The organism is Spiribacter roseus, from assembly GCF_002813635.1.
In the GTDB taxonomy this organism is placed as follows: Bacteria; Pseudomonadota; Gammaproteobacteria; order Nitrococcales; family Nitrococcaceae; genus Spiribacter; species Spiribacter roseus.
The window spans coordinates 1,195,015-1,218,483 of the sequence record NZ_CP016382.1; the positions used below are offsets into that span (position 1 = coordinate 1,195,015).

Here is a 23,469-nt window from a genome sequence, read left to right on the forward strand (position 1 = left end):
GTGGGCACTTCCGGGTGCTTACCGTGGTCTGTCCAGACATGCAAATCAGAGCTTTATCGGCCATCGACGAAATCGCGCCGGCGCGGTGGAATGCGCTGACGGGGACCGACAACCCGTTCCTGCGGCATGAATTCCTGGCGGCCCTCGAACGCCATGGGGCGGTCTCAGCGGACAATGGCTGGGTTCCGCATCACCTGGTCCTCGAAGACGGCGACACACTCGTCGCCGCGGCGCCGGCCTACCTCAAGGGCAATTCATGGGGCGAGTTCGTCTTCGACTTCGCCTGGGCGCATGCCTATGAGCGCAACGGCCTCGACTACTACCCCAAGCTGATCATCGCAGTGCCCTACAGCCCGGTAAACGGCCCGCGCATGCTGATCAACCACGACTACCCGGTGGAGGGGGCGCGTCAGGCACTCGCCGACGGAGCCCGGCAGGTGGTGGACGCCCTCGACATCAGTTCGGTCCACTGGCTGTTCGCCAACGACGCTGACATGGCTGAACTGGAGGCGGCGGGCTACTCGCGCCGGGATGGCTGTCAGTATCACTGGCGCAACGCCGGCTACCACGACTTTGATGATTTTCTCGGCGGTCTGAATGCCAAAAAGCGCAAGAACATCCGCCGCGAGCGCCGCCGGGTGGACGAACAGGGCCTGACCCTGCGCACGCTGCACGGCGATGAGATGTCGCCGGAGCTCTGGACCGCCCTGCACGGTTTCTACGTCGATACGTTCCTCGCCCACGGCAATCGGCCGGTCATCACCCGGGACTGCTTTGTCGAACTCGGCGATCAACTCGGTGACCGGCTGGTGGCCTTCGTGGCCGAGGCCGACGACGAGCCGGTGGCCGCGGCGATCTGCCTGCGCAGCGACGACACGCTCTATGGGCGCTACTGGGGCGCCGCCGCGGAGTATGACGATCTGCACTTCGAAGCCTGTTACTACCAGGGCATCGAGTACTGCATCCGTGAAGGCATGGATCGGTTCGAACCCGGCGCCCAGGGCGAGCACAAGGTGGCGCGGGGATTCCTGCCGGTGCTGACCCATTCGGCGCATCATCTGCGCGACGACCGGTTTCAGGCGGCGGTGGACGACTTTCTTGCCCGCGAGCGACCAGCGGTTGCCGAATACGCCGACACCCTCACTGCCGAAGGCCCCTACCGCGCCGACGTACTGGAAACCCTGCCGCGTGGCTGAGCCCCGACTGCCCATTCCCTGGCTTGCGCCGGACGACGAGACAACGCCGCTGCCCGACCCGGACAGCGCCATGACCGACCCGGAAGGCCTGCTGGCCATTGGTGCGACGCTGTCACCGCAACGCCTCGAGTCGGCCTATCGACGCGGGATTTTTCCCTGGTATTCGCCCGGCGAGCCCATTCTCTGGTGGAGCCCTGACCCGCGCGCGATCATCGTCCCGGCACGATTCCACGTCAGCCGGTCACTGCAGCGGCAACTCCGCCGGTGCGACCACCATGTCTCACTGGATACCGCCTTCGAAGCGGTGGTGGCCGCCTGCGCCGCGCCGCGGCTTGATCAGCCGGGCACCTGGATAACCCCGGAAATGGCCGATGCCTATTGCCGGCTGCATGAGCGCGGGCTTGCCCACTCCATCGAAGTCTGGCGCGATGATCGCCTCATTGGCGGTCTCTACGGAGTATCCACCGGTCGCGCGTTCTTTGGTGAGTCGATGTTCAGTCATGCCACCAACGGCAGCAAGATCGCGCTGGCCTGGCTGCTCTGCCAGCTGGATATCTGGCAGTTCGATTTCCTTGACTGCCAGATGCCCACCGACCATCTGCTGAGCCTGGGGGCCGAGACGCTGCCCCGGCGACGGTTTCTGCTGCAGCTGGCCGCCAGCCAGCGCGCTGCCACGCGCCTCGGGCCGTGGACGCTGTCCATCGAGCGCGACGACGTCACGCGTCACTGGCGGGGCTGATGACCGGCTCTGACGCCCCGACGCAATCGATCCGACTGTTCGGCACGGGCTACCGGCCCTGCCCCTACCTCCATGACCGGCCCTCGCAGTTCGACTTTGTCGATCCGCGGCTCACCCCCACCGCCGAGCTCTACGACGCCCTGCTCGCCCAGGGCTTCCGGCGTGGTGGCGAGCATCTCTACCGCAATGCCTGCCCCGGCTGTCAGCTGTGCCAGAGCATTCGCATCCCCGTGGCGCGCTTCCAGCCGCGGCGCCGGCACCGGCGCTGCCGCCGCGACAATGCCGATGTCTACCTGCGCGACGTGGGCTTTCGCTATTCCGCCGAACACTTCGCGCTCTATAGCCGCTACGTATCGGCCCGGCACCCCGGCGGCGGCATGGATGATGCCGACGCCGATCTGTACTGGCAGTACCTGACCTCGGAATGGTGCCCCACGGCATTTCTCGAGATGCGCCAGACCGGCAGTGACCAGCTGCTGGGGGTCGCCGTCACCGACGACACCGGCGCGGCCTTTTCGGCGGTCTATACGTTCTACGAACCCGAACTCACCCATCGCGGCCTGGGGACGCTGGCCATCCTGCTACAGATCGAGGAAGCGCGGCGTCGCCAGCGCGACTGGCTTTATCTGGGTTACTGGATTGCCGGCTGCCCGGGAATGGACTATAAAACCGGCTTCCATCCCCACGAGCGGCTGTCACCCCAGGGCTGGATCGCCGAGGGCTGAGGCCTGCGGCGATTGGTGAACGACCCCGCCTCGGGTAGAATCAGGCGTTTTATCAGGAAGAGTAAAGGCTGAATGGCGAAGGAAGAGAACATCCGCATGCAGGGCACGATCACCGAGGTGATGCCCAACACCATGTTTCGTGTCGAGCTCGAGAACGGCCACGTCGTCACCGCCCACATATCCGGCAAGATGCGCAAGCACTACATCCGGATCCTGCGCGGCGACAAAGTGACCGTCGAACTGACCCCCTATGACCTCAACAAGGGGCGCATCGTCTTCCGGGCCCGCTAAGCCGGCCTACTCGACCGGCTCGGGCGTGTCGATCTGAAACGCGAGCGACTCGCCGGTCTCATCCAGATCGACCCGGACATGCCCGCCATTCGTCAGCTTGCCGAATAACAGTTCGTCCGCCAGGGCCCGCTTGAGCTTGTCCTGAATCAGGCGGGCCATTGGCCGTGCACCCATCTTGGGATCATAGCCCTGCTCAGCGAGCCAGTTGCGGGCCGGATCGCTGACATCCAACGTGACCCGCTTCTGGGCCAGCTGATGGCGCAGATCGCGGATGAACTTGTCCGCCACCCGCTGAATCACCTCCGGTGCCAGCCCGTTGAACTGAATGATGGCATCCAGCCGGTTACGGAACTCGGGCGTGAACTGCTTGCGAATGACTTCGATGGCATCACTGCTCTGATCCTGCGGCGTGAAGCCGATCGTGCGCCGGCTCTGCTCCTCGGCCCCGGCGTTGGTGGTCATCACCAGGATCACATTACGGAAGTCCGCATGACGGCCGTTGTTATCCGTCAACGAGCCGTGATCCATCACCTGCAGCAGCAGATTGAACACATCCGGATGGGCTTTTTCGATCTCATCGAGCAGCACCACCGAGTGCGGATGCTTGAGCACTTCCTCGGTCAGCAGACCGCCCTGGTCAAAACCGACATACCCTGGCGGCGCCCCGATCAGGCGCGAGACCGTGTGCCGCTCCATGTACTCCGACATGTCGAACCGGATCAGGTTGATGCCCATGGTCTCGGCCAGCTGACGGGTGACCTCGGTCTTGCCGACGCCGGTCGGCCCGGCGAACAGGAAGCTGCCCACCGGCTTGCCGGTGTCGCGCAGTCCAGCCCGGGACATCTTGATGGTGGTCGCGAGCGTATCGATGGCCTCGTCCTGACCGAAGATGGTCCGCTTGAGATCCCTTTCGATGGTCTCGAGCAGACGCATGTCCGATGTGGACACCCGCTTGGGCGGAATCCGCGCGATCTTGGCGATGATCGTCTCCACATCCGAAACACTGACCGTCTTTTTCTTCTTCGACGGCGGCAGCAGGCGCAGATTGGCACCTGCTTCATCGATCACGTCGATGGCCTTGTCGGGCAGGAAGCGGTCGCTGATGTACTTCGCCGCCAGCTCCGCCGCCGACTCGAGCGCAGGGTTCGTGAAGCGCACGCCATGGTGCTTTTCGAACCGGTCCTTGAGCCCGCGCAGGATCTGGACCGTCTCGTCGACCGTGGGCTCGGCCACATCGATCTTCTGGAACCGCCGGGCCAGCGCCCGATCCTTTTCAAAGACGCCCCGAAATTCCTGATAGGTGGTCGAGCCGATGCACTTGAGCTCGCCGCTCGCCAGCATGGGCTTGAGCAGATTGGACGCGTCCATGACGCCACCTGACGCCGATCCGGCGCCGATGATGGTGTGGATCTCGTCGATGAAAAGGATCGCGTGCTTCTGCTTTTTGAGCTGCGCGAGCAGCCCCTTCAGACGCTTTTCAAAGTCGCCGCGGTACTTGGTGCCGGCCACCAGCGCGCCCATGTCGAGCGAGTAGATCGTCGAGTCGGCGAGCACCTCCGGCACATCGCCGTCCTCGATCAGCTTGGCCAGCCCCTCGGCAATGGCGGTCTTGCCCACACCGGCCTCGCCGACGTACAGCGGGTTGTTCTTGCGCCGCCGGCAGAGGATCTGGATGGTGCGCTCAACCTCGAACTTGCGGCCGATCAGCGGATCGGTCCGGCCCTGCCGGGCCCGCGTGTTGAGGTTGGTGGCAAAGCTCTCAAGCGGATTGCTGCTCTCGCCGTCCTCGGTGGTCTCGCTATCCTCGCGGGAGGGCTCGGACTCGTCGCCGCCCTCCTCGCTGCCGTTCTTCGAGATCCCGTGGGACAGGAAATTCACCGCATCCAGCCGCGAGATGTTCTGCTTGTGCAGGAAGTACACCGCCTGCGACTCCTGTTCGCTGAAGATCGCGACCACCACGTTGGCGCCGCTCACTTCCTTTTTCCCGGACGACTGGACATGCAGGATCGCCCGCTGCAGGACCCGCTGGAAGCCCAGCGTCGGCTGTGTCTCGCGGTTGTCGTTGGCCGGCAGCAGCGGCGTCGTTTCGTCGAGGAACGCCTCAAGATCCTGTCGCAGGCTCTCGAGATCGGCCTCGCAGGCACGCAGCACCTCGAGCGCCGCCGGGTTATCGGTCAGCGCGAGCAGAAGATGCTCCACGGTAAGGAACTCATGACGCTTGTCACGCGCTTCCTTGAAGGCGAGGTTCAACGTGAATTCCAGCTCTTTGCTCAGCATCGCTATCTCACTTACAATCTTGTTGGGAAAACCCGGTCACCCCAGGTCCGGTCGGCCCCTCAGGCCGGCTCGAGCGTGCACATCAATGGGTGGTCATTTTCGCGTGCATAGTCATTGACCTGATCCACCTTGGTTTCGGCCACGTCGCGGCTGAACTCCCCGCAGACGCCCTTGCCCCGGGTATGGACGTGGAGCATCACCTGCGTGGCCTGCTCACGGTCCATGCGGAAAAACGTCTGGAGCACTTCCACCACGAACTCCATGGGCGTGTAGTCATCGTTGAGCAACACGACGCGGTAGAGCGGCGGTTGCTTGACGGTCGGCTCAGCTTCTTCGACCGATAAATCGTCGTCGCGTTTCGGATCGTTCTCTTCAGTCATCAACCGATCATCCCAAGGCTACCTATACGGATATGAGGACACTGACCCGCGAGTAAAAGGTCCATGCCGCATCGCCAGTGTTATTATTTCAGCATGCAGCACACATCACACGTCATTGTCGGTCTGTCGGGCGGTGTCGACTCCGCGGTCAGTGCCTGGCTGTTGAAGGCACAGGGCTACCGGGTCGAGGGCCTGTTCATGAAGAACTGGGAAGACGACGATACCGACACCCACTGCACCGCCGAGGCCGATTTCGCCGATGCCCGCCAGGTGGCGGATACGCTCGGTATCCCGCTGCATCGGGCGAACTTTGCCGCCGAGTACCGTACCGAGGTGTTCGACCACTGTCTGCGCGAGTTCCAGGCCGGCCGAACCCCGAACCCCGACATTCTGTGCAACCAGCGTATCAAGTTCCGGGCGTTTCTTGACCATGCCCGGCGTCTGGGTGCCGATGCGGTGGCTACCGGCCACTACGCCCGGGTGGGGGGCGAGCCGGGCGCACGCACGCTCGAGCGCGCCGCCGATGCCGATAAGGATCAGACGTACTTTCTGTATACACTGGGGCAGACCCAGCTCGAGGCCGCACTGTTTCCGCTCGCCGGGCGCACCAAGCCCGAGGTGCGGCGGCTCGCCGACGAGGCCGGCTTCGAGAATTTCAACAAACCCGACAGCACGGGCATCTGCTTTATCGGCGAGCGCGACTTCCAGGGATTCCTCGGGCGCTACATCGATCGCCGCCCCGGGCCGATCGTGTCACTGGACGGCGAAACCCTGGGCGAGCACAACGGCCTCGCCTTCTACACGCTGGGGCAGCGCCGTGGCCTGAATCTGGGCGGCAGTGCCGCGCACCCCGGGCTGCCCTGGTACGTCGCCGACAAGGACATGGCCGGCAACCGGCTGATCGTGGTGCAGGGCCATGACCACCCGGCGCTGCAGAACGACGGGCTGATCGCCGACCAGTGGCAGTGGGTGGATGGTCGCGGCCCGATGGAGCCGATCCGCTGCACTGCCCGGCTGCGACATCGTCAGGTGGATCAGCCGGGCTGGCTGACACCGCTGGACGACGGTCGCCGGCAGCTCGACTTTGATCAACCCCAGCGGGCGGTGGCCCCGGGTCAGTCGGTGGTGGTCTATGACGGATCGCTGTGCCTGGGCGGCGGCATCATCCAGACGCGGCTGCCGGCTGCGGGGAGCCCGATCCTTGGCGTCGCCTGAGCAAGCCCGTGCCGCGGCGATGGCAGCGGTTTTTCAGGCGCTGGACGGGGTGCGCGACATCGCCGATCGCGGTCAGCACGATGCCGAAGCCACCCGCACCTGCCTGCGCGGACTGCTGGGCGATTACAGCGGCTCCGTGACCGGCCTTTACGGCGGCGATGCCTCGCTGCGGCGGGGGCTGGATCTGCTGATCAGCCATCTCGCCCAACCGCAGTCCATGCACCTGACGCGCTATCTGGTCGCCGTCCTGCAGCTGGAACGGCGGCTGCGTCGCGACCGCGCCCGCCTGACCGCCCTCGCCGCCGGACTTGAGCGCACGCGCCACCAGGCGGATTATTTCGGCCAGATTGACCATGACAGCGTCATCCACCATCTGGGCGACCTGTACAGCGAGCACATCAGCCCGCTGAGGCCCCGGATCATGGTTCAGGGACATGCCCACCACCTGCAGGACAGCCGCAACGCGGCACTGATCCGGGCCCTGCTGCTGGCGGCCATCCGGGCGGCGGGACTCTGGCAGATGAACGGCGGCGGCCGACTGCGCCTGGTGCTCGGGCGTCGTGCCCTCATCGAGACGGCCCGGACCCTGAAGGCCGCGGCGTGACCCCCGGCGTGCGTCGCTGAAAGTGCATGCTCATGGCGGCCGGGTCATGTAAAATAATGGATTCACACGGGTCGACGGACCCCACACAAAGGACGTGCACGATGCGCACGCCGATTCCGGGAGGAAGTCATGAGCAATAGCTACAATGCCCGCGGGACACTGGACGTCAAGGGCAAGCAGTACGAGATCTACCGCCTCGACGCGCTCAAGGACCAGTACGACATCGACCGGCTGCCATTCTCGCTGAAGGTGCTGCTCGAGAATCAGCTGCGCAAGGAGGACGGCAAGAACATCGGTCCCGAGCAGATCAAGGCCATCGCTGAGTGGGATCCGCATGGCGGGCCCGGCAACCAGGTGTCATTCATGCCGGCGCGAGTCGTGCTCCAGGACTTTACCGGTGTGCCGGCCGTCGTGGACCTGGCGGCGATGCGCGATGCGATGAAACGCCTGGGCGGCAATCCCGACCTGATCAACCCCCTTGAGCCGGCGGATCTGGTCATCGACCACTCGGTCATGGTGGATCACTTCGGCACGTCCAATGCGCTCGATCTCAACAGCAAGATCGAGTTCAAGCGCAACGAAGAGCGCTACAAGTTCCTGCGCTGGGGTCAGAAGGCCTTCTCCAACTTCCGCGTGGTTCCGCCCGGTACCGGCATCGTGCATCAGGTCAACCTCGAGTACCTGTCCAAGGGCGTATTCACCAAGGAAACCGAAAACGGCACCCAGGCCTACCCCGACACGCTGGTCGGCACCGACTCGCACACCACGATGGTGAACGGGCTTGGCGTGCTGGGCTGGGGCGTGGGCGGCATTGAGGCCGAGGCCGCCATGCTCGGCCAGCCCATCACCATGCTGGTCCCCGAAGTGATCGGGTTCCGTCTCAGCGGCGAGCTGCGGGAAGGCGCGACCGCCACCGATCTGGTCCTGACCGTGACCGAGCAGCTCCGCAAGAAGGGCGTCGTCGGCAAGTTCGTCGAGTTCTTCGGCGACGGCCTCGACAATCTGCCCCTCGCCGACCGCGCGACCATCGGCAACATGGCGCCGGAGTACGGCGCGACCTGTGGCATTTTCCCGATCGACAAGGAGACCATCGAGTATCTCCGCGTCTCAGGGCGTGACCAGGAAACCATCGACCTGGTCGAGGCCTATGCCCGCGAGCAGGGCATGTGGCGCGAGACCGGCTCGCGCGAGGCGGAATATACCGACGTGGTCGAGCTCGATCTGGGCGACGTCGTACCCAGCATCGCCGGTCCGCGCCGGCCGCAGGACCGGATCCCGCTGACGAATGCCAAGTCGGCCTTCCTCGAGTACCTCGAAGAGGAGCTCACCGCTCGCGGCACCATGCCCGATGCCGAAGAAGCCCGCTTCGAGGGCGAGGGCGGCTCCACGGCCCCGGGTCAGGCGCTCTGGCATGAGAAGGGCGCCATCAAGGTCAACAACGAGGGGGAGGAGTTCATGCTCAAGCACGGCGATGTCGTCATCGCCGCGATCACCTCCTGCACCAACACCTCCAACCCGGCCGTGCTGGTAGCCGCGGGGCTGGTCGCCAAGAAGGCCCGCGAGCGCGGCCTGACCAGCAAGCCGTGGGTGAAGACCTCGTTCGCGCCCGGCTCGCAGGTGGTGCCGGCCTATCTCGGCGAGGCCGGGCTGATGGAGCCGCTCCAGGCACTCGGCTTTGACGTGGTCGGATTTGGCTGCACCACCTGCATCGGCAACTCCGGGCCTCTGCCCGAGCCGATCAGTGAGGCCATCCGCGAGGGCGATCTGAATGTCGCCGGCGTGCTGTCGGGCAACCGGAACTTTGAGGGCCGCATCCATCCGGACGTGCCGGCCAACTATCTGGCCTCGCCGCCGCTGGTGGTGGCCTATGCCCTCGCCGGCAGCGTCGCCAAGGACATCGCCCACGATCCCCTCGAGTACGACGCCGATGGCAATCCGGTGTATCTCAAGGATATCTGGCCCAGCCAGAAAGAGATCTCGGACATCATCGAGGAGTACATCAACTACAAGATGTACCGCGAGCAGTACGCCAACGTGTTCGAAGGGTCAAAGACCTGGCGCGAGCTGCCGGCGCCGGAAGGCCAGACCTACGAGTGGCCGGATTCGAGCTATGTCCGCAACCCCCCCTACTTCGAGGGCATGGACATGGAGCCGGGCGATATCTCGGAGATCAAGCAGGCACGCTGCCTGGTAAAGGTGGGCGATTCAATCACCACCGACCACATCTCCCCGGCCGGCGCCATCAAGGCGGACAGCCCCGCCGGTGAATATCTGCGCTCGCTGGGTATCCTGCCGCAGGACTTCAACAGCTACGGCTCCCGGCGGGGCAACCACGAGGTCATGATGCGCGGCACCTTCGCCAACGTGCGGCTGAAAAACCAGCTGGCACCCGGCACGCAGGGCAGCTGGACCACGTTCTTCCCCACCGGCGAGCAGACCTCGATCTTCGATGCCGCGATGCGCTACAAAGAGCAGGGCACCCCGCTCGTCGTGCTGGCCGGCAAGGAGTACGGCACCGGCTCGAGTCGTGACTGGGCGGCCAAGGGCACTGCGCTGCTGGGCGTCCGCTTCGTCATCGCCGAGAGCTACGAGCGCATCCACCGATCCAACCTGGTTGGCTTCGGCGTGGTTCCGCTGCAGTTCGCCGAGGGTGAGAATGCCGAAAGCCTTGGCCTGACCGGCGAGGAGACGTTCAGCGTCGGCAGTCTCGATTCAGAGCCGGATTCGGTCACCGTCCGGGCAGTGACGCCGGATGGCGAGGTGAAGAGCTTCGAGGCACGGGTGCGCATCGACACACCCACCGAGTGGGGCTATTTCCGCAACGGCGGGATCCTGCACTACGTGCTGCGGGATCTGGCTCAGCGCAGCCACCAGGCCGCCTGACCCACCGCCATCCGGCGGAGACGGAAAACCCGGCCATGTGGCCGGGTTTTTTTATGCCCGATGCGGGAGCCTTAAGCGCCGCCCTTGAGCGCCAGACGGTGGGCATGCAGCAACGGCTCGGTATAGCCACTGGGCTGCTCGCGGCCCTTGAAGACCAGATCACAGGCGGCCTGGAAGGCTGCGCCCCCAAAGCCGGGGCCCATTGGCGTATAGGTCGGATCATCGGCGTTCTGCCGATCCACCACCGCGGCCATCCGCTTCATGGCGGCCATCACCTGATCCTCGCTGACGATGCCGTGATGGAGCCAGTTGGCGATGTGCTGACTTGAGATACGCAGGGTCGCGCGATCCTCCATCAGTCCGATGTCATTGATGTCCGGGACCTTGGAACAGCCGATCCCCTGATCGATCCAGCGCACCACGTAGCCGAGAATGCCCTGACAGTTGTTGTCGAGCTCGGCGCCGATCTCCTCATCGCTCCACTGCGTGTCGGTGGCGACGGGAATTGTCAGCAGATCGTCGATGGTCGCCCGCGACTGGCCCGCCAGCTCGGCCTGCCGGGCCCGAACGTCCACCTGGTGGTAGTGAGTGGCATGCAGGGTGGCGGCCGTGGGTGACGGCACCCAGGCGCAGTTGGCGCCGGCCCGTGGATGGCCGATCTTGGCTTCGAGCATATCGGCCATGCGATCCGGCATCGGCCACATCCCCTTGCCAATCTGGGCATGATCCGGCAGCCCGCAGGCCAGCCCGGTATCCACATTCCAGTCCTCATAGGCATTCAGCCAGCGCGACTGCTTCATGGCCGCCTTCCGGATCATCGGCCCGGCCTCCATGCTGGTGTGGATCTCGTCGCCGGTGCGATCGAGGAAGCCGGTGTTGATGAAAATCAGCCGCTCGCGGGCCGCCTCAATGCAGCGCTGCAGGTTAAGGGTGGTGCGCCGCTCCTCGTCCATCACGCCGATCTTGAGCGTGTTGTCGGCCAGCCCGAGGATCTGCTCGACGCGGGCGAACAGCGCCACGGTCAGCGCCACCTCGTCGGGTCCATGCATTTTCGGCTTGACGATATAGACGCTGCCAGTGCGGCTGTTGCCGCCGTCGCGCTGCAGGTCATGCATGGCGATCATCGCGGTGCACAGGGCGTCGAGGATCCCCTCCGGGATCTCGTTGCCCCGGGCGTCGAGGACCGCCGGCGTCGTCATCAGATGCCCGACGTTGCGGACCAGCATCAGGCTGCGTCCGGGTAGATTCAGCGGCTGCCCGTCGGCCCCGGTGTAGGCACGATCGGGATTGAGGGTTCGCACGACCTCGCGGCCCTGCTTGTAGAAGCGCTCCTCGAGGTCGCCCCGCATCAGCCCCAGCCAGTTGGCATAGACCTGTGCCTTGTCCTCGCCGTCCACCGCGGCCACCGAATCCTCACAGTCCTGGATCGAGGTGACCGCCGATTCCATGACCAGATCGCGCACGCCGGCGGGGTGAGTCCGGCCAATGGGATCATCGGCATCGATGCTGATCTCGACATGCAGGCCATGACGCCGCAGCAGGACGGCTTCGGGGGCCGATGCCGTCCCGGCGTAACCCACCCACTGGTCGGGGTCCGCGAGGCCGGTCTCGCCGCCTCCGGTCAGGGTCACGCGCAGTGTCTGGTCGCCCTCGCCGGCCGCCACCCGGTAGGCCGTCACATCCGCGTGACTGCCCGCCGCGAGCGGAAAATTGGCGTCCAGGAAGGCGGTCGCCCAGGCCACGACGTGGCGGGCACGGTCCGGGTTGAAGGCCGTACCGCGCTCAAGCCCCTCGCTGTCGGGAATGGCATCGGTGCCGTAGAGCGCATCATAGAGACTGCCCCAACGGGCATTGGCGGCATTCAGGGCGTAGCGGGCGTTGTTGAGCGGCACCACCAGCTGCGGACCGGCGATGCGGGCGATCTCGTCGTCCACGTTCTCAGTGCTGACCTCGACCGCTCCGGTGGGCGGCTGCAGGTAGCCGATTTCTTCGAGGAACCGCCGATACGCGGCGCTTGAATGCTCGCCGGGGTGGGCGCGATGCCACTCATCGATCTGTCGCTGCAGGGTATCGCGATGCGCGAGGAGGGCATGGTTGCGGGGGCCGAGCTCGTCGACCAGTTCCGCAAGGCCTTCCCAGAACCGGGTCTCGTCAACGCCCGTGCCGACGATCGCCGCCTGGCCGATCAAATCGTCCAGGGGTCTCGCTACCTGTAATCCCGCCCGCTCGACACGCTCAGTCATTGACTCTTCCCCGTCACCGTTGGTGTGAATTTTGTTCTCTAATGGCGTCCAGCTAAAATAAAACACAACGCGAGGAGGATGAACCCCATGAGTGATCAGCATTACGACACGCTCGTCCTCGGCAGCGGGCCGGCCGGCGAAGGCGCGGCGATGAAGCTTGCCAAGGGCGGTCAGCGTGTCGCCATGATCGAGCGGCTGAGCGAGGTGGGCGGCGGCTGCACGCACTGGGGCACGATTCCTTCCAAGGCGCTGCGCCACAATGTCCGCCGGCTCATGGAGTACAACAGCTCCGCCCTGTTCCGCGAGGCCGGCGAGCCCCGGCATGTGTCATTCCAGACCATGCTGCGTCACGCCCGGTCGGTCATCGATCAGCAGGTCGGCCTGCGCAGTGGGTTCTATCTGCGCAACAACGTCCCGGTGCTTACCGGCGAGGGGCGCTTCGAGGACGAGCACACCCTCGCGCTGACCGGTGCGGACGGCCGCACCGAGCGCCTGACGGCCCGGCATTTCCTGATCGCCACCGGTTCACGGCCCTATCGCCCGGCGGATGTTGATTTCACTCATCCACGCATCTGCGACAGCGACCAGATCCTGTCCCTGGAACATACGCCCCGCAGCCTGATCATCTATGGTGCCGGCGTCATCGGCAGTGAATACGCCTCGATCTTCCGCGGCCTCGGCGTCAAGGTCGACCTGATCAACACGCGTGAGCGCATGCTGGCGTTTCTTGACGACGAAATCTCCGATGCCATCTCCTATCATCTGCGTGAGCACGGCGTTGTCATCCGTCACCGCGAGCAGTACCAGTCCATCGAGGCCGACGACGACGGCGTGACCCTCTACCTGCAGTCGGGCAAGCGGGTGCGCGGGGACCTGCTGCTGTGGGCCAACGGGCGCAGCGGCAACACCGATGGCATGGGGCTGGAGCATATCGGCATCCAGCCCAACGGTCGGGGTCAGGTGGAGGTCAACGACGACTTCCAGACCGCGCAGCCATCGATCTATGCCATCGGCGATGTGGTGGGGTATCCGAGTCTGGCCAGCGCCGCCTACGACCAGGGGCGCTACGCGGCGACCCATATGCTCGAGGGACACTGCGAGTATCGGCTGGCGCATGACGTACCCACCGGCATCTACACCATCCCCGAGATCAGCTCCGTCGGCCGCACCGAGGGCGAACTCACCGATGCCCAGATCCCTTATGAGATCGGCCACGCCTTTTTCAAGGATCTGGCGCGGGCACAGATCTCGGGACAGACGGTGGGCATGCTCAAGCTGCTCTTCCACGCCGATACGCTGGAGCTCCTCGGCATCCACTGCTTTGGCGACCAGGCCGCCGAGATCGTCCACATCGGCCAGGCGATCATGGCGCAGCCGGCCCCCAACAACACCCTGCGCTACTTCATGAACACCACATTCAATTATCCGACCATGGCCGAGGGCTATCGCGTCGCCGCCCTCAACGGCTATAACCGGGTCGCCTGAACCGAGGCAGAGCGCGCACGTAACCTCATCGCAACCGAACCGGTTTATGCTGGGCGGCGACTTTAAAGGACAGCGACGCAATGCAATCGGACAACCTCCACCACCCCGGGCTCTACCTGAACCGTCAGTTGAGCCTCCTGGCCTTCAATGAGCGGGTCCTCGCGCAGGCGGCCGACGACTCCAATCCGCTGCTCGAGCGGCTCAAGTTCCTCTGCATCGCAAGCTCGAACCTGGACGAATTCTTCGAGATCCGGGTGGCGGGTCTGCGCCAGGCCCGGGAACTTGGCGTGGGCCAGAGCGGGCCGGACAACCGGACGCCCCAGCAGGTGCTGCGCGAGATCAGCGAACGCGCCCATGCCCTCGTGGACGAGCAGTACCGGCTGCTCAATGATGAGGTCACCCCGGCGCTGGCCGCGGCGGATATCCGCTTTCTGCGCCGCAACGAATGGACGCAGGCGCAGCAGGACTGGATCCGCAGCTATTTCGAGACCGAGCTCCTGCCCATCCTCAGCCCGCTGGGGCTGGATCCGGCGCATCCGTTCCCGCAGGTCCTCAATAAAAGCCTCAACTTCATCATCTCGCTGGAAGGCAAGGACGCCTTCGGGCGCAGCAGCGGCATGGCGGTGGTCCAGGCGCCACGGGCCCTGCCCCGCATCATCCAGCTGCCACCGGAGCTCGATGGCGGCGGTACCTACGACTTCGTGTTCCTGTCCTCGGTCATCCACGCCCATGTCACCGACCTGTTCCCGGGCATGAAGACCACCGGCTGCTATCAGTTCCGGGTGACGCGCAACTCGGACCTGTATGTCGACGAGGAGGAAGTGGATGACCTGCTCCGGGCCATGGAGGGCGAGCTGCCATCACGGCGCTATGGCGATGCCGTGCGCCTCGAGGTGGCCGCCAACTGCCCCGAGCACATGGCGCATTTCCTGCTCGAGGAGTTCGAACTCGAGCCCGAGGCCCTCTATCAGGTCAACGGACCGGTCAATCTCAACCGGCTGTTCGCGGTCTGTGACCTGGTCGACCGGCCCGACCTCAAGTACCCGGCCTTCAAGCCCGGGTTGCCGGCGGAACTCAGCCACACCGGCGATATTTTCAAGGTCATGCGGCGGCGCGACATCCTGCTGCATCACCCCTTCGAGTCGTTCGCCCCGGTCATCGAGCTGCTGCGCCAGTCAGCCCAGGATCCCGACGTGCTGGCGATCAAGCAGACCCTGTACCGGACCGGCCCCGACTCGGCGGTGGTCGATCATCTGGTCACCGCCGCGCGCAGCGGCAAAGAGGTGACCGTGGTGGTGGAGTTGCGCGCCCGATTTGACGAGGCGGCCAACATCGGGCTTGCCAACCGGCTGCAGGAGGCCGGTGCGCATGTGGTCTATGGGGTGGTGGGTCACAAGACCCACGCCAAACTGATGCTGATCGTACGCCGGGAAAGCGGTCGGCTGCGCCATTACGTCCACCTTGGGACCGGCAACTACCACTCACGCACGGCCCGGCTCTACACCGACTATGGCCTGATGACGACCCGCCCGGCCATTGGCGAGGACGTCCATCGCGTGTTCCTCCAGCTCACCAGCCTCGGCAAGGTCTCGGCGCTCAGTCATCTGCTCGAGTCACCGTTCACCCTGCATCCCGGCATTCTCGAGAAGATCGCCCGCGAGCAGCGCCACGCCGAGGCCGGCCGACCGGCCCGGATCATCATCAAGGTCAACTCGCTGGTCGAACCCAAGGTCATCCGGGCGCTGTACGCGGCATCCCAGGCGGGTGTCGGGATCGACCTGATCGTGCGTGGCATGTGCTGCCTGCGTCCCGGCGTCGAGGGGGTCAGTGACACCATCCGGGTGCGCTCGGTCATCGGGCGGTTCCTCGAGCACACGCGGGTGTTCTACTTCGCCAACAACGGCGACCCGGAGCTCTACTGCAGCTCGGCGGACTGGATGGAGCGCAACTTCTTCCGGCGCGTCGAGGCGGCCTTCCCGCTCCTCGATGCCGAGCTCCGCGACCGGGTGCTCGCCGATCTGCAGACCTATCTTGCGGATAACACGCAGGCCTGGGTGCTGGATGCCGATGGTGAGTACCGCCGCCTCACCCCCGGGGCCGATGAGACCGGCGTGAGCGCCCAGACCGCGCTGCTCCAGGGCTACGGCGAGGACGGCTGATCAGTCGCGATTGATCCGCAGGCGAAAACCCGCTGCCTCGAGAAAGCCGGCCTCCTCGCTCAGGTCGGCTTCAACCAGCGGGTTGTCATCCAGCCAGCCGGCGGGAAAGCGCACGGTGAGCTTGCGCCCGGCAGCCTTGAGAGTGAGTGCCGGCAGGGGTTCGTCGCTGCGCGCGCGCTGCAGGGTCACCGCAAGACGCAGCAGTACCGCCAGTCGGACCGAGGCGGTCTGCCAGTCCTCGGGCAGCTCACGGAAGGCATTACGCGGGAACTTGCGTCGATGGGCCCGGATCAGCGTGGCCAGCAACTGCTGCTCCTCGCGGGCGAAGCCGGCCAGGTCGCTGTGCCGCACGATGTACTCGCCGTGTTTGTGGTACTGGCTGTGGGAAATGTCCAGGCCGATCTCGTGCACCCAGGCGGCCCACTGCAAGGTATCCCGAGCGGCCGGTGTGACCAGCCCCCAGTCGGTCGCCACCTCGCCGCGCAGGGAATCGGCCAGCGTTGCCACGCGACGCGCCTGATCCTGATCGACGTGGTAGCGCTCGGCCATCGCCCGAACGCTCGCCGTGCGCACGTCGGCATGCCGGATCCGCCCGATCAGATCAAATAACAGCCCCTCGCGCAGCGCCCCATCCGCGGCCTCCATCTGCTCGAGACCGAGTTGCTGGAAAGCACCCAGGAGCACCGCCAGCCCACCGGGCAACACTTCAGCCCGCGAGGCATTGACGCCATCCAACTTCAGGCGCTTGATATCGCCCGCCTTGACCAGCGCCCGGCGCAGCTTCTGCAGCCCCTTCGGATCAATCCCACCGGCGGTCCAGCCATTTTCGCGCAGGCACCGCTCAATGGCGCGAATGGTCCCGGAGGCACCGATGGCCCGCTCCCATCCCAATCGCCGGTAGCGATCGGCGATTGGCTCAAGCTCCCGACGCGCGGCGATCTCGGCCTGCCGCAGGCGTTTGTCGGTGATCACCCCGTCACTGAAGAACCGCTGCGTGGTGCTCACACACCCCATGTGCAGGCTTTCCATTTCGCGCGGGACGAAGTGCTCACCAATAATGAATTCGGTGCTGCCACCGCCGATGTCCATCACCAGGCGGCGATCCTCATCATCGGCGATGCTGTGCGCGACCCCCAGATAGATCAGTCGCGCCTCTTCGTAGCCGGAGACGATCTGGATCGGGTGGCCGAGCGCCTGTTCGGCCTCGCGCAGAAACGCCCGGCTGTCACGCGACTGCCGCAGTGTGTTGGTGCCCACCGCCCGCACGGCACCTTCGGGGAGCTCGCGGACGCGCTGACCGAAGCGCTCAAGACAGGCAAGCGCCCGGGCCCGGGCATCGGCGGACAGCCGCTTCTCGGCATCCAGCCCGGCTGCCAGTCGGACCGACTCACGCAGCCGGTCGTGGGTGCGCAGCCCCGACTCATCGGGCCGCGCGATGATCATATGAAAACTGTTGGAGCCGAGATCGACCGCCGCAATTTCATCGGCCTCGTTGACCGGGTCATGGGTGGGCGCTGCATCGACGGCCATCGGTTCTGACTCCCGTTCGTCTAGCCCGACTCGGAATCAATCCGGGCGCGCTCAATGGCCTGCCAGATGTCCGGGTCGGATGAATGGAACATGCTGGTACCCAGCGCACAGCGCACACGCTCGCGGACCGGCAGGGCGGCAAAGCGCTGGCCTTCGATGCAGCTGCGGAGTCTTTCCGCCACACGGGCCGCCTCATCGGCGTCGGCGTCGGGCAATGCCACCAGGAACTCCTCGCCGCCGTACCGGCCCAGCCCATCAATGTCGCGGACGCAGCCCCGCAGCCGCCGCGCGACCTCACGCAGGACGTCGTCGCCGGTGGCATGGCTGTATTCGCGATTGATCCGCTTGAAGTGCACCAGGTCGACAAAGATCACCGCCAGCGGCTGGTCAAGGCGCTCGGCGCGCTGCCACTCCTGGTCGATGAACGCGATGATGGCGCTGCGGTTGCTGATGCCGGTCAGTGGGTCAAGCACCCGCAGGTCATGGGCCTCCTCGCGGGCCCGCTGCAGTTCGATCTGACGGTCCCGCAGCAGGCGTCGCAGCCGGCTGACATGACTGGCGAAAAAGCCGCCACAGGGCACCAGCGTGCTGAGCGCCACCAGATGCAGCAGCTCCACCTGGGCGTTGAACGCCTCCGGCCGCTGCTGCCAGACGGCCCCCACCGCCACGGCATAGCAGAGCAACGCGAAACCGCCCAGCGCGGTGAACTGTCGGGCATTGAGGCGCAGCACCCCAAACATCAGCAACACCAGAAACAGCAGCAGAAGACCGCCCCGGCCGCCGTCCAGCAGGTACATGGTCAGCCCCATCAGCAGACAGACCATGAACATCTGGAGCCCGGTCAGGCTGGGGTCAACGAAACGCTCGTTGCGGCCGCTGCGGAGAAGCGCGTAGAGCCCCGCATTGACCAGCACGATCACCAGGCTCAGAAATTGCCACTCGGGGATCGCCAGCAGCCCCTGACGGACATAAAGGCCCATCAGGGCGATGGCAAGGCCGTAGACGGTGGCCGCCAGCAGGAAGCGTCGCACCCGGAGCGACTGCCGCGGGTCATTACCGGGCAGGATCACCCCTGGCAGGGCATTCATCGCTCCGACTCCATATCGGCCAGCTGGATATTGATGGCGTTCACCGATATCCAGATCTCGCGCACCGACAGGGCCAGCGAGACCATCATCAGAATCAGGCTGAGGCCGAACAGCCACCGGGCCACCAGGACAAACCCGCCGAACAACAGGAACATGCTGGCGACACAGGCCATCAGGCTGCCAACGCCGGCGGCCTGCATGTACTGAATCAACTTCACGCGCCGACGTAGATTATCAATCTGCGCCAGCAGGCTGCGCCGCTGGGTGCTGGAGTAGCGGGCCTGCAGATCCCGGATCAGCGAGGCCAGCGCGAGGAACCGGTTGGTATAGGCCAGCAGCAGCAGGGACACCGCTGGAAACAGCAATGACGGCGTTCCCAGCGTCAGATCCATGCCCTGCTCCCCCTGACGGACGCTTACTGCGCGCCGCTACCCGACTGGCGCTGCGACTGGACATTGCCGCGGAGGGTCTCAAAGCGGTCGATCATCTCCGGGACGCTGTCATCGATATCGGACATGGCGTCGACGATGTCTTCCTGCAGCTGCATCTGGTCGTCCTGAATGCCGCTGTCCTGCATGGCAGTGCGACGCGCCTGTAACAGCGCCTGACGCGTGCTCTGATACTCTTCCATCATCGCCGCGCGGTCTTCCTCGGCCACTTCGCCGCCACGCAGCTCACGGGCGATATCCTGGAGGCGCTTGACGTCCTCCCGGGGGCTGACGCCCTCGTCGCGCATCCGCGACATCATGCGGTCTTCCAGCGACTGCTGACGGTCCGCCAGACCGGGGTTCTCGTTAATCGCCTCCTCGCGGATTGAGGCCAGCGACTGCTGCAGGGACTGCAGCTCCTGGCGGCTCGACGATCCTCCGTCCGAGCTCTGGGCCTGGGCGAGCCCCGTCGCAGCGACTGCGGCGATCGCAAGCGTGAAGACGGCGCGCCGCGTCCAGTGACAAATGGGTAAATGCGACATTGGTGACTCCATCCAGTCTGTTCTGTTCGAATATAAGCCAGCAAAGTACCAGCCTGTTGCGCTGTCGTGTCAACAATCGCTGCGCGATATCAACCAACCACGAGTGCATTCCACCATGAACGATCCGCTTGACCCCTTCCAGCGTTACTGCCGGCCCGATCAATTCGGCTACAGCTCACGGGTGGTGTTTCTTGAGCAGCCCGTTGACTCGACGACTGCTTGGGCTGAAAAGGCCCGGCGCTGGTTCCCCGGTGTGGAGGATTATCTTCAGGCGTATCACCGGGTCGGCAATCCGTGGCTCTGGTCCGATCGGCTGGCTCAGGGGCGGGCCGCCATCGCCCGTGACCTGGACAATCCCGATCATCGCTGCTGGCGCCTCGACCAGGGGGGCGGGCTCGCGGGGTTCTGCGAACTGATCCTGCGTCGCGATGGTCAGGCGGAAATCCTTCACTGCGGACTCGTGCCCGGCGCCCGTGGCCAGGGCCTGGGCCAGCGGCTGATGGGCAGCGCGCTCGCCGGTGCGCAGGCGCTGGGGGCCCGCCGGATCTGGCTGCATACCTGCAGCGAAGACTCGGTGGCGGCACTGGGTTTTTACCAGCGCGCCGGGTTTCGGCCCTTCGCCACGCGCCTGGAGTGGGTGATCGACCCACGGCGTCGTGGGCTACTGGGGGCCGATGCCGGCGATCAGGTCGATCTGCCGTGGACGGGCGCCCAGGCAGTGCGGGCCTTCAACGCGGCTGCAGATGCCGGTTCAACCGCTTCTCGAGCAGCCGAAACCCGCCCAGGATCATGAACGTGAGCAGCACATAGAGCAGTCCGGCGGCCAGAAACAGCTCCATGGGCGTGTAGGTTCGGGCAATGATGGTCCGCGCCACCCCGGTCAGATCCATCAACGTAATGGTGCTCGCGAGCGCGCTGCCCTTGAGCATGAGGATCACCTCGTTGCTGTACGCCGGCAGCGCGATCCGGAACGCCCGGGGCAGGCGGATGCGACGCCAGATCAGCGCCGGGGTCATGCCCACCGCCTCGGCCGCCTCGACCTCACCGCGTGGCACCGACTGAAGGGCCCCACGCAGGATCTCGGCGGTATACGCCGACGTATTCAGGGTAAAGGCGATGATGGCGCACCAGTACGCCTCACTCAGATAGGGCCAGAGAAACGACGTTCGGATCGCCTCGAACTGCCCGCTGCCGTAGTAGACCAGATAGATCTGCACCAGCAGCGGCGTGCCCCGAAAGAAATAGATATGCGCCATGGGCAAGGCCTTCACCCACCCGCGTGGCGAGACACGCGCCATTGCCATGGGCACCGCCAGCACCAACCCCAGGACCCCCGAAACGGCGACCAGCTCAAGGGTCAGCAGGGCCCCCTCGGCGAGCGCCGGCAGGCTCTCGATCATTACCTGCCAGTTCATCCGGCCAGCGTCCTCATGCCATGCGTGGTCCGCCGTTCAAGCCAATGGATCGCGAGCGTGGTGAGCGCCGTCAGCCCCAGATAAATGAAAGCCGCCGCCACATAGAAGGTGAATGGCTCTTTGCTGTAGCCCACCGCCACGGAGGTCTCGCGCATCAGATCCTCAAGGCCGATGACCGAGACCAGTGCCGTGTCCTTGATGAGCGAGAGAAAGATATTGCCGCTGGCCGGCAGGGCGACCCGCCAGACCTGTGGCAGGACAATGCGCCGGAAGATCCGGGCCCGCCCCATCCCCAGCGCCAGCCCCGCTTCGCGATGCCCCGCCGGTATCGTCGCCAGGGCCCCACGGAAGACTTCGGTCATGTAGGCGCCGTAGTTGAACGCCAGCGCGATCACGCCGGCCATGAACGGCGACAGCGCGATATACCCGGTGTAGCCCAGCATCGAGGCGACCGCGTTGATCGCGTTGGCCGCGCCGAAATACACCAGCAGGATCACCAGCAGCTCGGGCAGCCCCCTGACCGTGCCGGTATAGAGCGTGCCCAGCGCCCGCACAGGCGCCGGCCCGGCGGTCTTCGCACTGGCACCCAGCAGACCCAGAATGACGGCACAGGCCATGCTGACGATGGCAAGCTGTACCGTCACCCAGGTGCCAGCGGCGAGCTGCGCGCCAAACCCCTGAAGATCCATGCGCAGTCGCCCGGCGGATCAGTAGATATCGAAGGGGAAGTACTCGGCGTTGATCGCCTGATACGTCCCGTCGGCGCGGATCGCCTCAATGGCCTCACTGAAACGCGCGGCCAGGGCCTCGTCCCCCTTGCGCACGGCGATGGCGATCTTGTCATCGTCGTAGACCGGGTCGCCCTTGAACTCGTAAGCGGCGCCTTCGTCGCTCTCGAGCCACTCGTAGCTCACGTAGACGTCGGCGAGCACGGCATCCAGGCGACCGCTTTCAAGGTCCAGATAGGCGTTCTCCTGGGTGTCGTAGACCCGGATGTCGGCCTCGGGGACATTGTCCTGCAACCACTGGGCGGCAATGGTCGCGCGCTGGGCGCCGATCACGGCATCGGACGCATCAGACGGGCCGAAATCGCTCTCGTTGGGGGCAATGAACTGCAGCTTGTTGGAATAGTAGGGCTCGCTGAAGCTCACGGCCTCCTGACGCTCGGGGGTGATGGACATCGAGGCGATGATGGCGTCGTAGCGACCCGCAATCAGGCCGGGGATGATGCCATCCCAGGACTGGGTGACCAGCTCGCAGTCAGCGCCCATTTCGGCGCACAGGGCCTCGGCGATGTCGACATCAAATCCTTTGACCTCGCCCGAGGCGTCGATGAAGTTGAAGGGCGGATAGGCGCCCTCAGTCGCGATTCGCAGTGTGTCCTGGGCCGATACGGGCAGGGCGATGAGGCTGCCGAGCAGCAGGGCGAACAGGGAACGGATCATGACAGTGTCACTCCTTTGGCTTCCGATAGATGGGTTGCGAGAAATGCGCGACAGCGCTCTGATCGGGGCTGACCGAAGACCTCGGAGGGCGGCCCCTGCTCTTCGATGCGTCCGGCGTCGAGGAATACGACGCGATGGGCGACATCGCGGGCAAAGCGCATCTCGTGGGTCACGATCAGCATGGTCCGGCCCTCTTCGGCGAGCTGCCGGATCACGCCCAGCACCTCGCCCACCAGCTCGGGGTCAAGGGCGGAGGTGGGCTCGTCGAAGAGGATGACGGCGGGCTTCATCGCCAGCGTCCGGGCAATGGCCGCGCGCTGCTGCTGGCCGCCCGACAGGAACGCCGGATAGGCGTCCTTCTTATCGCCGAGCCCGACTTTCTCGAGCAGATGCTCGGCCTCGGCAACGGCCTGACGGCGGGAAAGGCCGGAGACATGGATCGGCGCCTCAATGACGTTCTCAAGCACGCTCATGTGAGGCCAGAGATTGAAGTTCTGGAACACGAACCCGATGCCCGCGCGCACCCGGGTGATCTGCTCGTGGTGGGCGGGGCGCAGCGTACCGTCGCGGCCGGCGCGCAGATCAATGGACTCACCGTTGAACAGGATCTCGCCGGCATCCGGGCGCTCAAGCAGGTTGACGCAGCGCAGCAGGGTGCTCTTGCCCGAGCCACTGGTCCCGATCAGCGCCACCACCTCCCCGCGCCGGGCGGTCAGGTCGATGCCCTTGATGACTTCCAGATCACCAAAACGCTTGTAAATCCCGCGCAGCTCGATCGCGGTCTCGTCCATGGGATTCCCCGGCGATATGACAATGCGATGACT

21 protein-coding genes are annotated in these 23,469 nt (G+C 65.2%); 10 read left to right on the top strand and 11 right to left on the bottom strand.

Features of this window, described 5'->3' with window-relative positions:
* Window positions 1–38: 38 nt before the first annotated feature.
* From BBH56_RS05850 to infA, 4 genes are all read left to right on the top strand, one after another.
* Window positions 39–1,196 carry a GNAT family N-acetyltransferase gene (locus BBH56_RS05850; protein WP_148122243.1) on the top strand — a complete coding sequence of 386 codons (1,158 nt, stop codon included), beginning with the start codon at window positions 39–41 and terminating at the stop codon, window positions 1,194–1,196.
* The gene (aat, locus tag BBH56_RS05855) at window positions 1,189–1,935 is read left to right on the top strand and encodes a leucyl/phenylalanyl-tRNA--protein transferase (RefSeq protein ID WP_148122244.1); all 747 of its coding nucleotides are present in this window, start codon (window positions 1,189–1,191) and stop codon (window positions 1,933–1,935) included. Before BBH56_RS05850 ends, aat begins: the two co-directional genes overlap by 8 nt.
* On the top strand, window positions 1,935–2,660 hold the full coding sequence (locus BBH56_RS05860; RefSeq protein ID WP_198515193.1) for an arginyltransferase: 726 nt from the start codon (window positions 1,935–1,937) through the stop codon (window positions 2,658–2,660). Before aat ends, BBH56_RS05860 begins: the two co-directional genes overlap by 1 nt.
* A gap of 72 nt (window positions 2,661–2,732) precedes the next feature.
* Window positions 2,733–2,951, top strand: coding sequence for a translation initiation factor IF-1 (gene infA / locus BBH56_RS05865; RefSeq protein WP_110882994.1), 219 nt, complete (start codon window positions 2,733–2,735; stop codon window positions 2,949–2,951).
* A gap of 6 nt (window positions 2,952–2,957) precedes the next feature.
* On the opposite strand, the gene clpA is transcribed toward infA, so the two are convergent.
* A complete protein-coding gene (gene clpA, locus BBH56_RS05870) occupies window positions 2,958–5,228 on the bottom strand; it encodes an ATP-dependent Clp protease ATP-binding subunit ClpA (RefSeq protein WP_148122245.1) in 2,271 nt (756 codons plus the stop codon).
* Window positions 5,229–5,287: 59 nt separating this feature from the next.
* Window positions 5,288–5,608, bottom strand: coding sequence for an ATP-dependent Clp protease adapter ClpS (gene clpS, locus BBH56_RS05875; protein WP_148122246.1), 321 nt, complete (start codon window positions 5,606–5,608; stop codon window positions 5,288–5,290).
* Window positions 5,609–5,701: 93 nt separating this feature from the next.
* Between clpS and mnmA the strand changes: the two genes are divergently transcribed.
* The 3 genes from mnmA (at window position 5,702) to acnA (ending at window position 10,310) form a co-directional block, all read left to right on the top strand.
* On the top strand, window positions 5,702–6,823 hold the full coding sequence (mnmA, locus tag BBH56_RS05880) for a tRNA 2-thiouridine(34) synthase MnmA (protein WP_069134279.1): 1,122 nt from the start codon (window positions 5,702–5,704) through the stop codon (window positions 6,821–6,823).
* Window positions 6,810–7,427: a high frequency lysogenization protein HflD gene (gene hflD, locus BBH56_RS05885; protein WP_198515194.1), complete on the top strand. Its 618-nt coding sequence runs from the start codon at window positions 6,810–6,812 to the stop codon at window positions 7,425–7,427. Before mnmA ends, hflD begins: the two co-directional genes overlap by 14 nt.
* 129 nt (window positions 7,428–7,556) lie before the next feature.
* The gene (gene acnA / locus BBH56_RS05890) at window positions 7,557–10,310 is read left to right on the top strand and encodes an aconitate hydratase AcnA (RefSeq protein ID WP_148122248.1); all 2,754 of its coding nucleotides are present in this window, start codon (window positions 7,557–7,559) and stop codon (window positions 10,308–10,310) included.
* A gap of 71 nt (window positions 10,311–10,381) precedes the next feature.
* Here acnA and BBH56_RS05895 read toward each other — a convergent pair whose 3' ends face one another.
* A complete protein-coding gene (locus BBH56_RS05895; RefSeq protein ID WP_148122249.1) occupies window positions 10,382–12,553 on the bottom strand; it encodes a malate synthase G in 2,172 nt (723 codons plus the stop codon).
* Window positions 12,554–12,640: 87 nt separating this feature from the next.
* Between BBH56_RS05895 and sthA the strand changes: the two genes are divergently transcribed.
* Window positions 12,641–14,038, top strand: a complete 1,398-nt coding sequence (gene sthA / locus BBH56_RS05900; RefSeq protein WP_148122250.1) for a Si-specific NAD(P)(+) transhydrogenase — start codon at window positions 12,641–12,643, stop codon at window positions 14,036–14,038.
* Window positions 14,039–14,118: 80 nt separating this feature from the next.
* Entirely contained in the window at window positions 14,119–16,197 is a 2,079-nt protein-coding gene (ppk1, locus tag BBH56_RS05905) for a polyphosphate kinase 1 (protein WP_144348184.1), read from the top strand.
* Here ppk1 and ppx read toward each other — a convergent pair whose 3' ends face one another.
* From ppx to BBH56_RS05925, 4 genes are read right to left on the bottom strand one after another with little or no spacing between them, the layout of a single operon-like run.
* Window positions 16,198–17,727, bottom strand: a complete 1,530-nt coding sequence (ppx, locus tag BBH56_RS05910; protein ID WP_148122251.1) for an exopolyphosphatase — start codon at window positions 17,725–17,727, stop codon at window positions 16,198–16,200.
* A 20-nt stretch (window positions 17,728–17,747) separates the two neighbouring features.
* Complete coding sequence (locus BBH56_RS05915) at window positions 17,748–18,815, bottom strand: GGDEF domain-containing protein (RefSeq protein ID WP_069134259.1); 1,068 nt, start codon at window positions 18,813–18,815, stop codon at window positions 17,748–17,750.
* Window positions 18,812–19,207: a DUF2721 domain-containing protein gene (locus tag BBH56_RS05920; protein WP_069134258.1), complete on the bottom strand. Its 396-nt coding sequence runs from the start codon at window positions 19,205–19,207 to the stop codon at window positions 18,812–18,814. The genes BBH56_RS05915 and BBH56_RS05920 overlap by 4 nt, the downstream gene beginning before the upstream one ends.
* A 23-nt stretch (window positions 19,208–19,230) precedes the next feature.
* Window positions 19,231–19,785, bottom strand: coding sequence for a hypothetical protein (locus BBH56_RS05925; protein WP_069134257.1), 555 nt, complete (start codon window positions 19,783–19,785; stop codon window positions 19,231–19,233).
* Window positions 19,786–19,900: 115 nt separating this feature from the next.
* Between BBH56_RS05925 and BBH56_RS05930 the strand changes: the two genes are divergently transcribed.
* Window positions 19,901–20,578: a GNAT family N-acetyltransferase gene (locus tag BBH56_RS05930; RefSeq protein ID WP_157809112.1), complete on the top strand. Its 678-nt coding sequence runs from the start codon at window positions 19,901–19,903 to the stop codon at window positions 20,576–20,578.
* Here the strand turns inward: BBH56_RS05930 and BBH56_RS05935 are convergent.
* Genes BBH56_RS05935 through BBH56_RS05950 form a run of 4 tightly spaced genes read right to left on the bottom strand, consistent with a single transcriptional unit; the run spans window position 20,514 to window position 23,436 of the window.
* Window positions 20,514–21,200: an ABC transporter permease gene (locus tag BBH56_RS05935; protein WP_069134255.1), complete on the bottom strand. Its 687-nt coding sequence runs from the start codon at window positions 21,198–21,200 to the stop codon at window positions 20,514–20,516. The two genes, BBH56_RS05930 and BBH56_RS05935, sit on opposite strands and share 65 nt — an antisense overlap.
* Window positions 21,197–21,889: an ABC transporter permease gene (locus BBH56_RS05940; protein ID WP_148122253.1), complete on the bottom strand. Its 693-nt coding sequence runs from the start codon at window positions 21,887–21,889 to the stop codon at window positions 21,197–21,199. The genes BBH56_RS05935 and BBH56_RS05940 overlap by 4 nt, the downstream gene beginning before the upstream one ends.
* Window positions 21,890–21,907: 18 nt before the next feature.
* Entirely contained in the window at window positions 21,908–22,645 is a 738-nt protein-coding gene (locus BBH56_RS05945) for an ABC transporter substrate-binding protein (RefSeq protein WP_083217700.1), read from the bottom strand.
* Entirely contained in the window at window positions 22,642–23,436 is a 795-nt protein-coding gene (locus tag BBH56_RS05950) for an ABC transporter ATP-binding protein (protein WP_069134253.1), read from the bottom strand. Before BBH56_RS05950 ends, BBH56_RS05945 begins: the two co-directional genes overlap by 4 nt.
* Window positions 23,437–23,469: the final 33 nt, after the last annotated feature.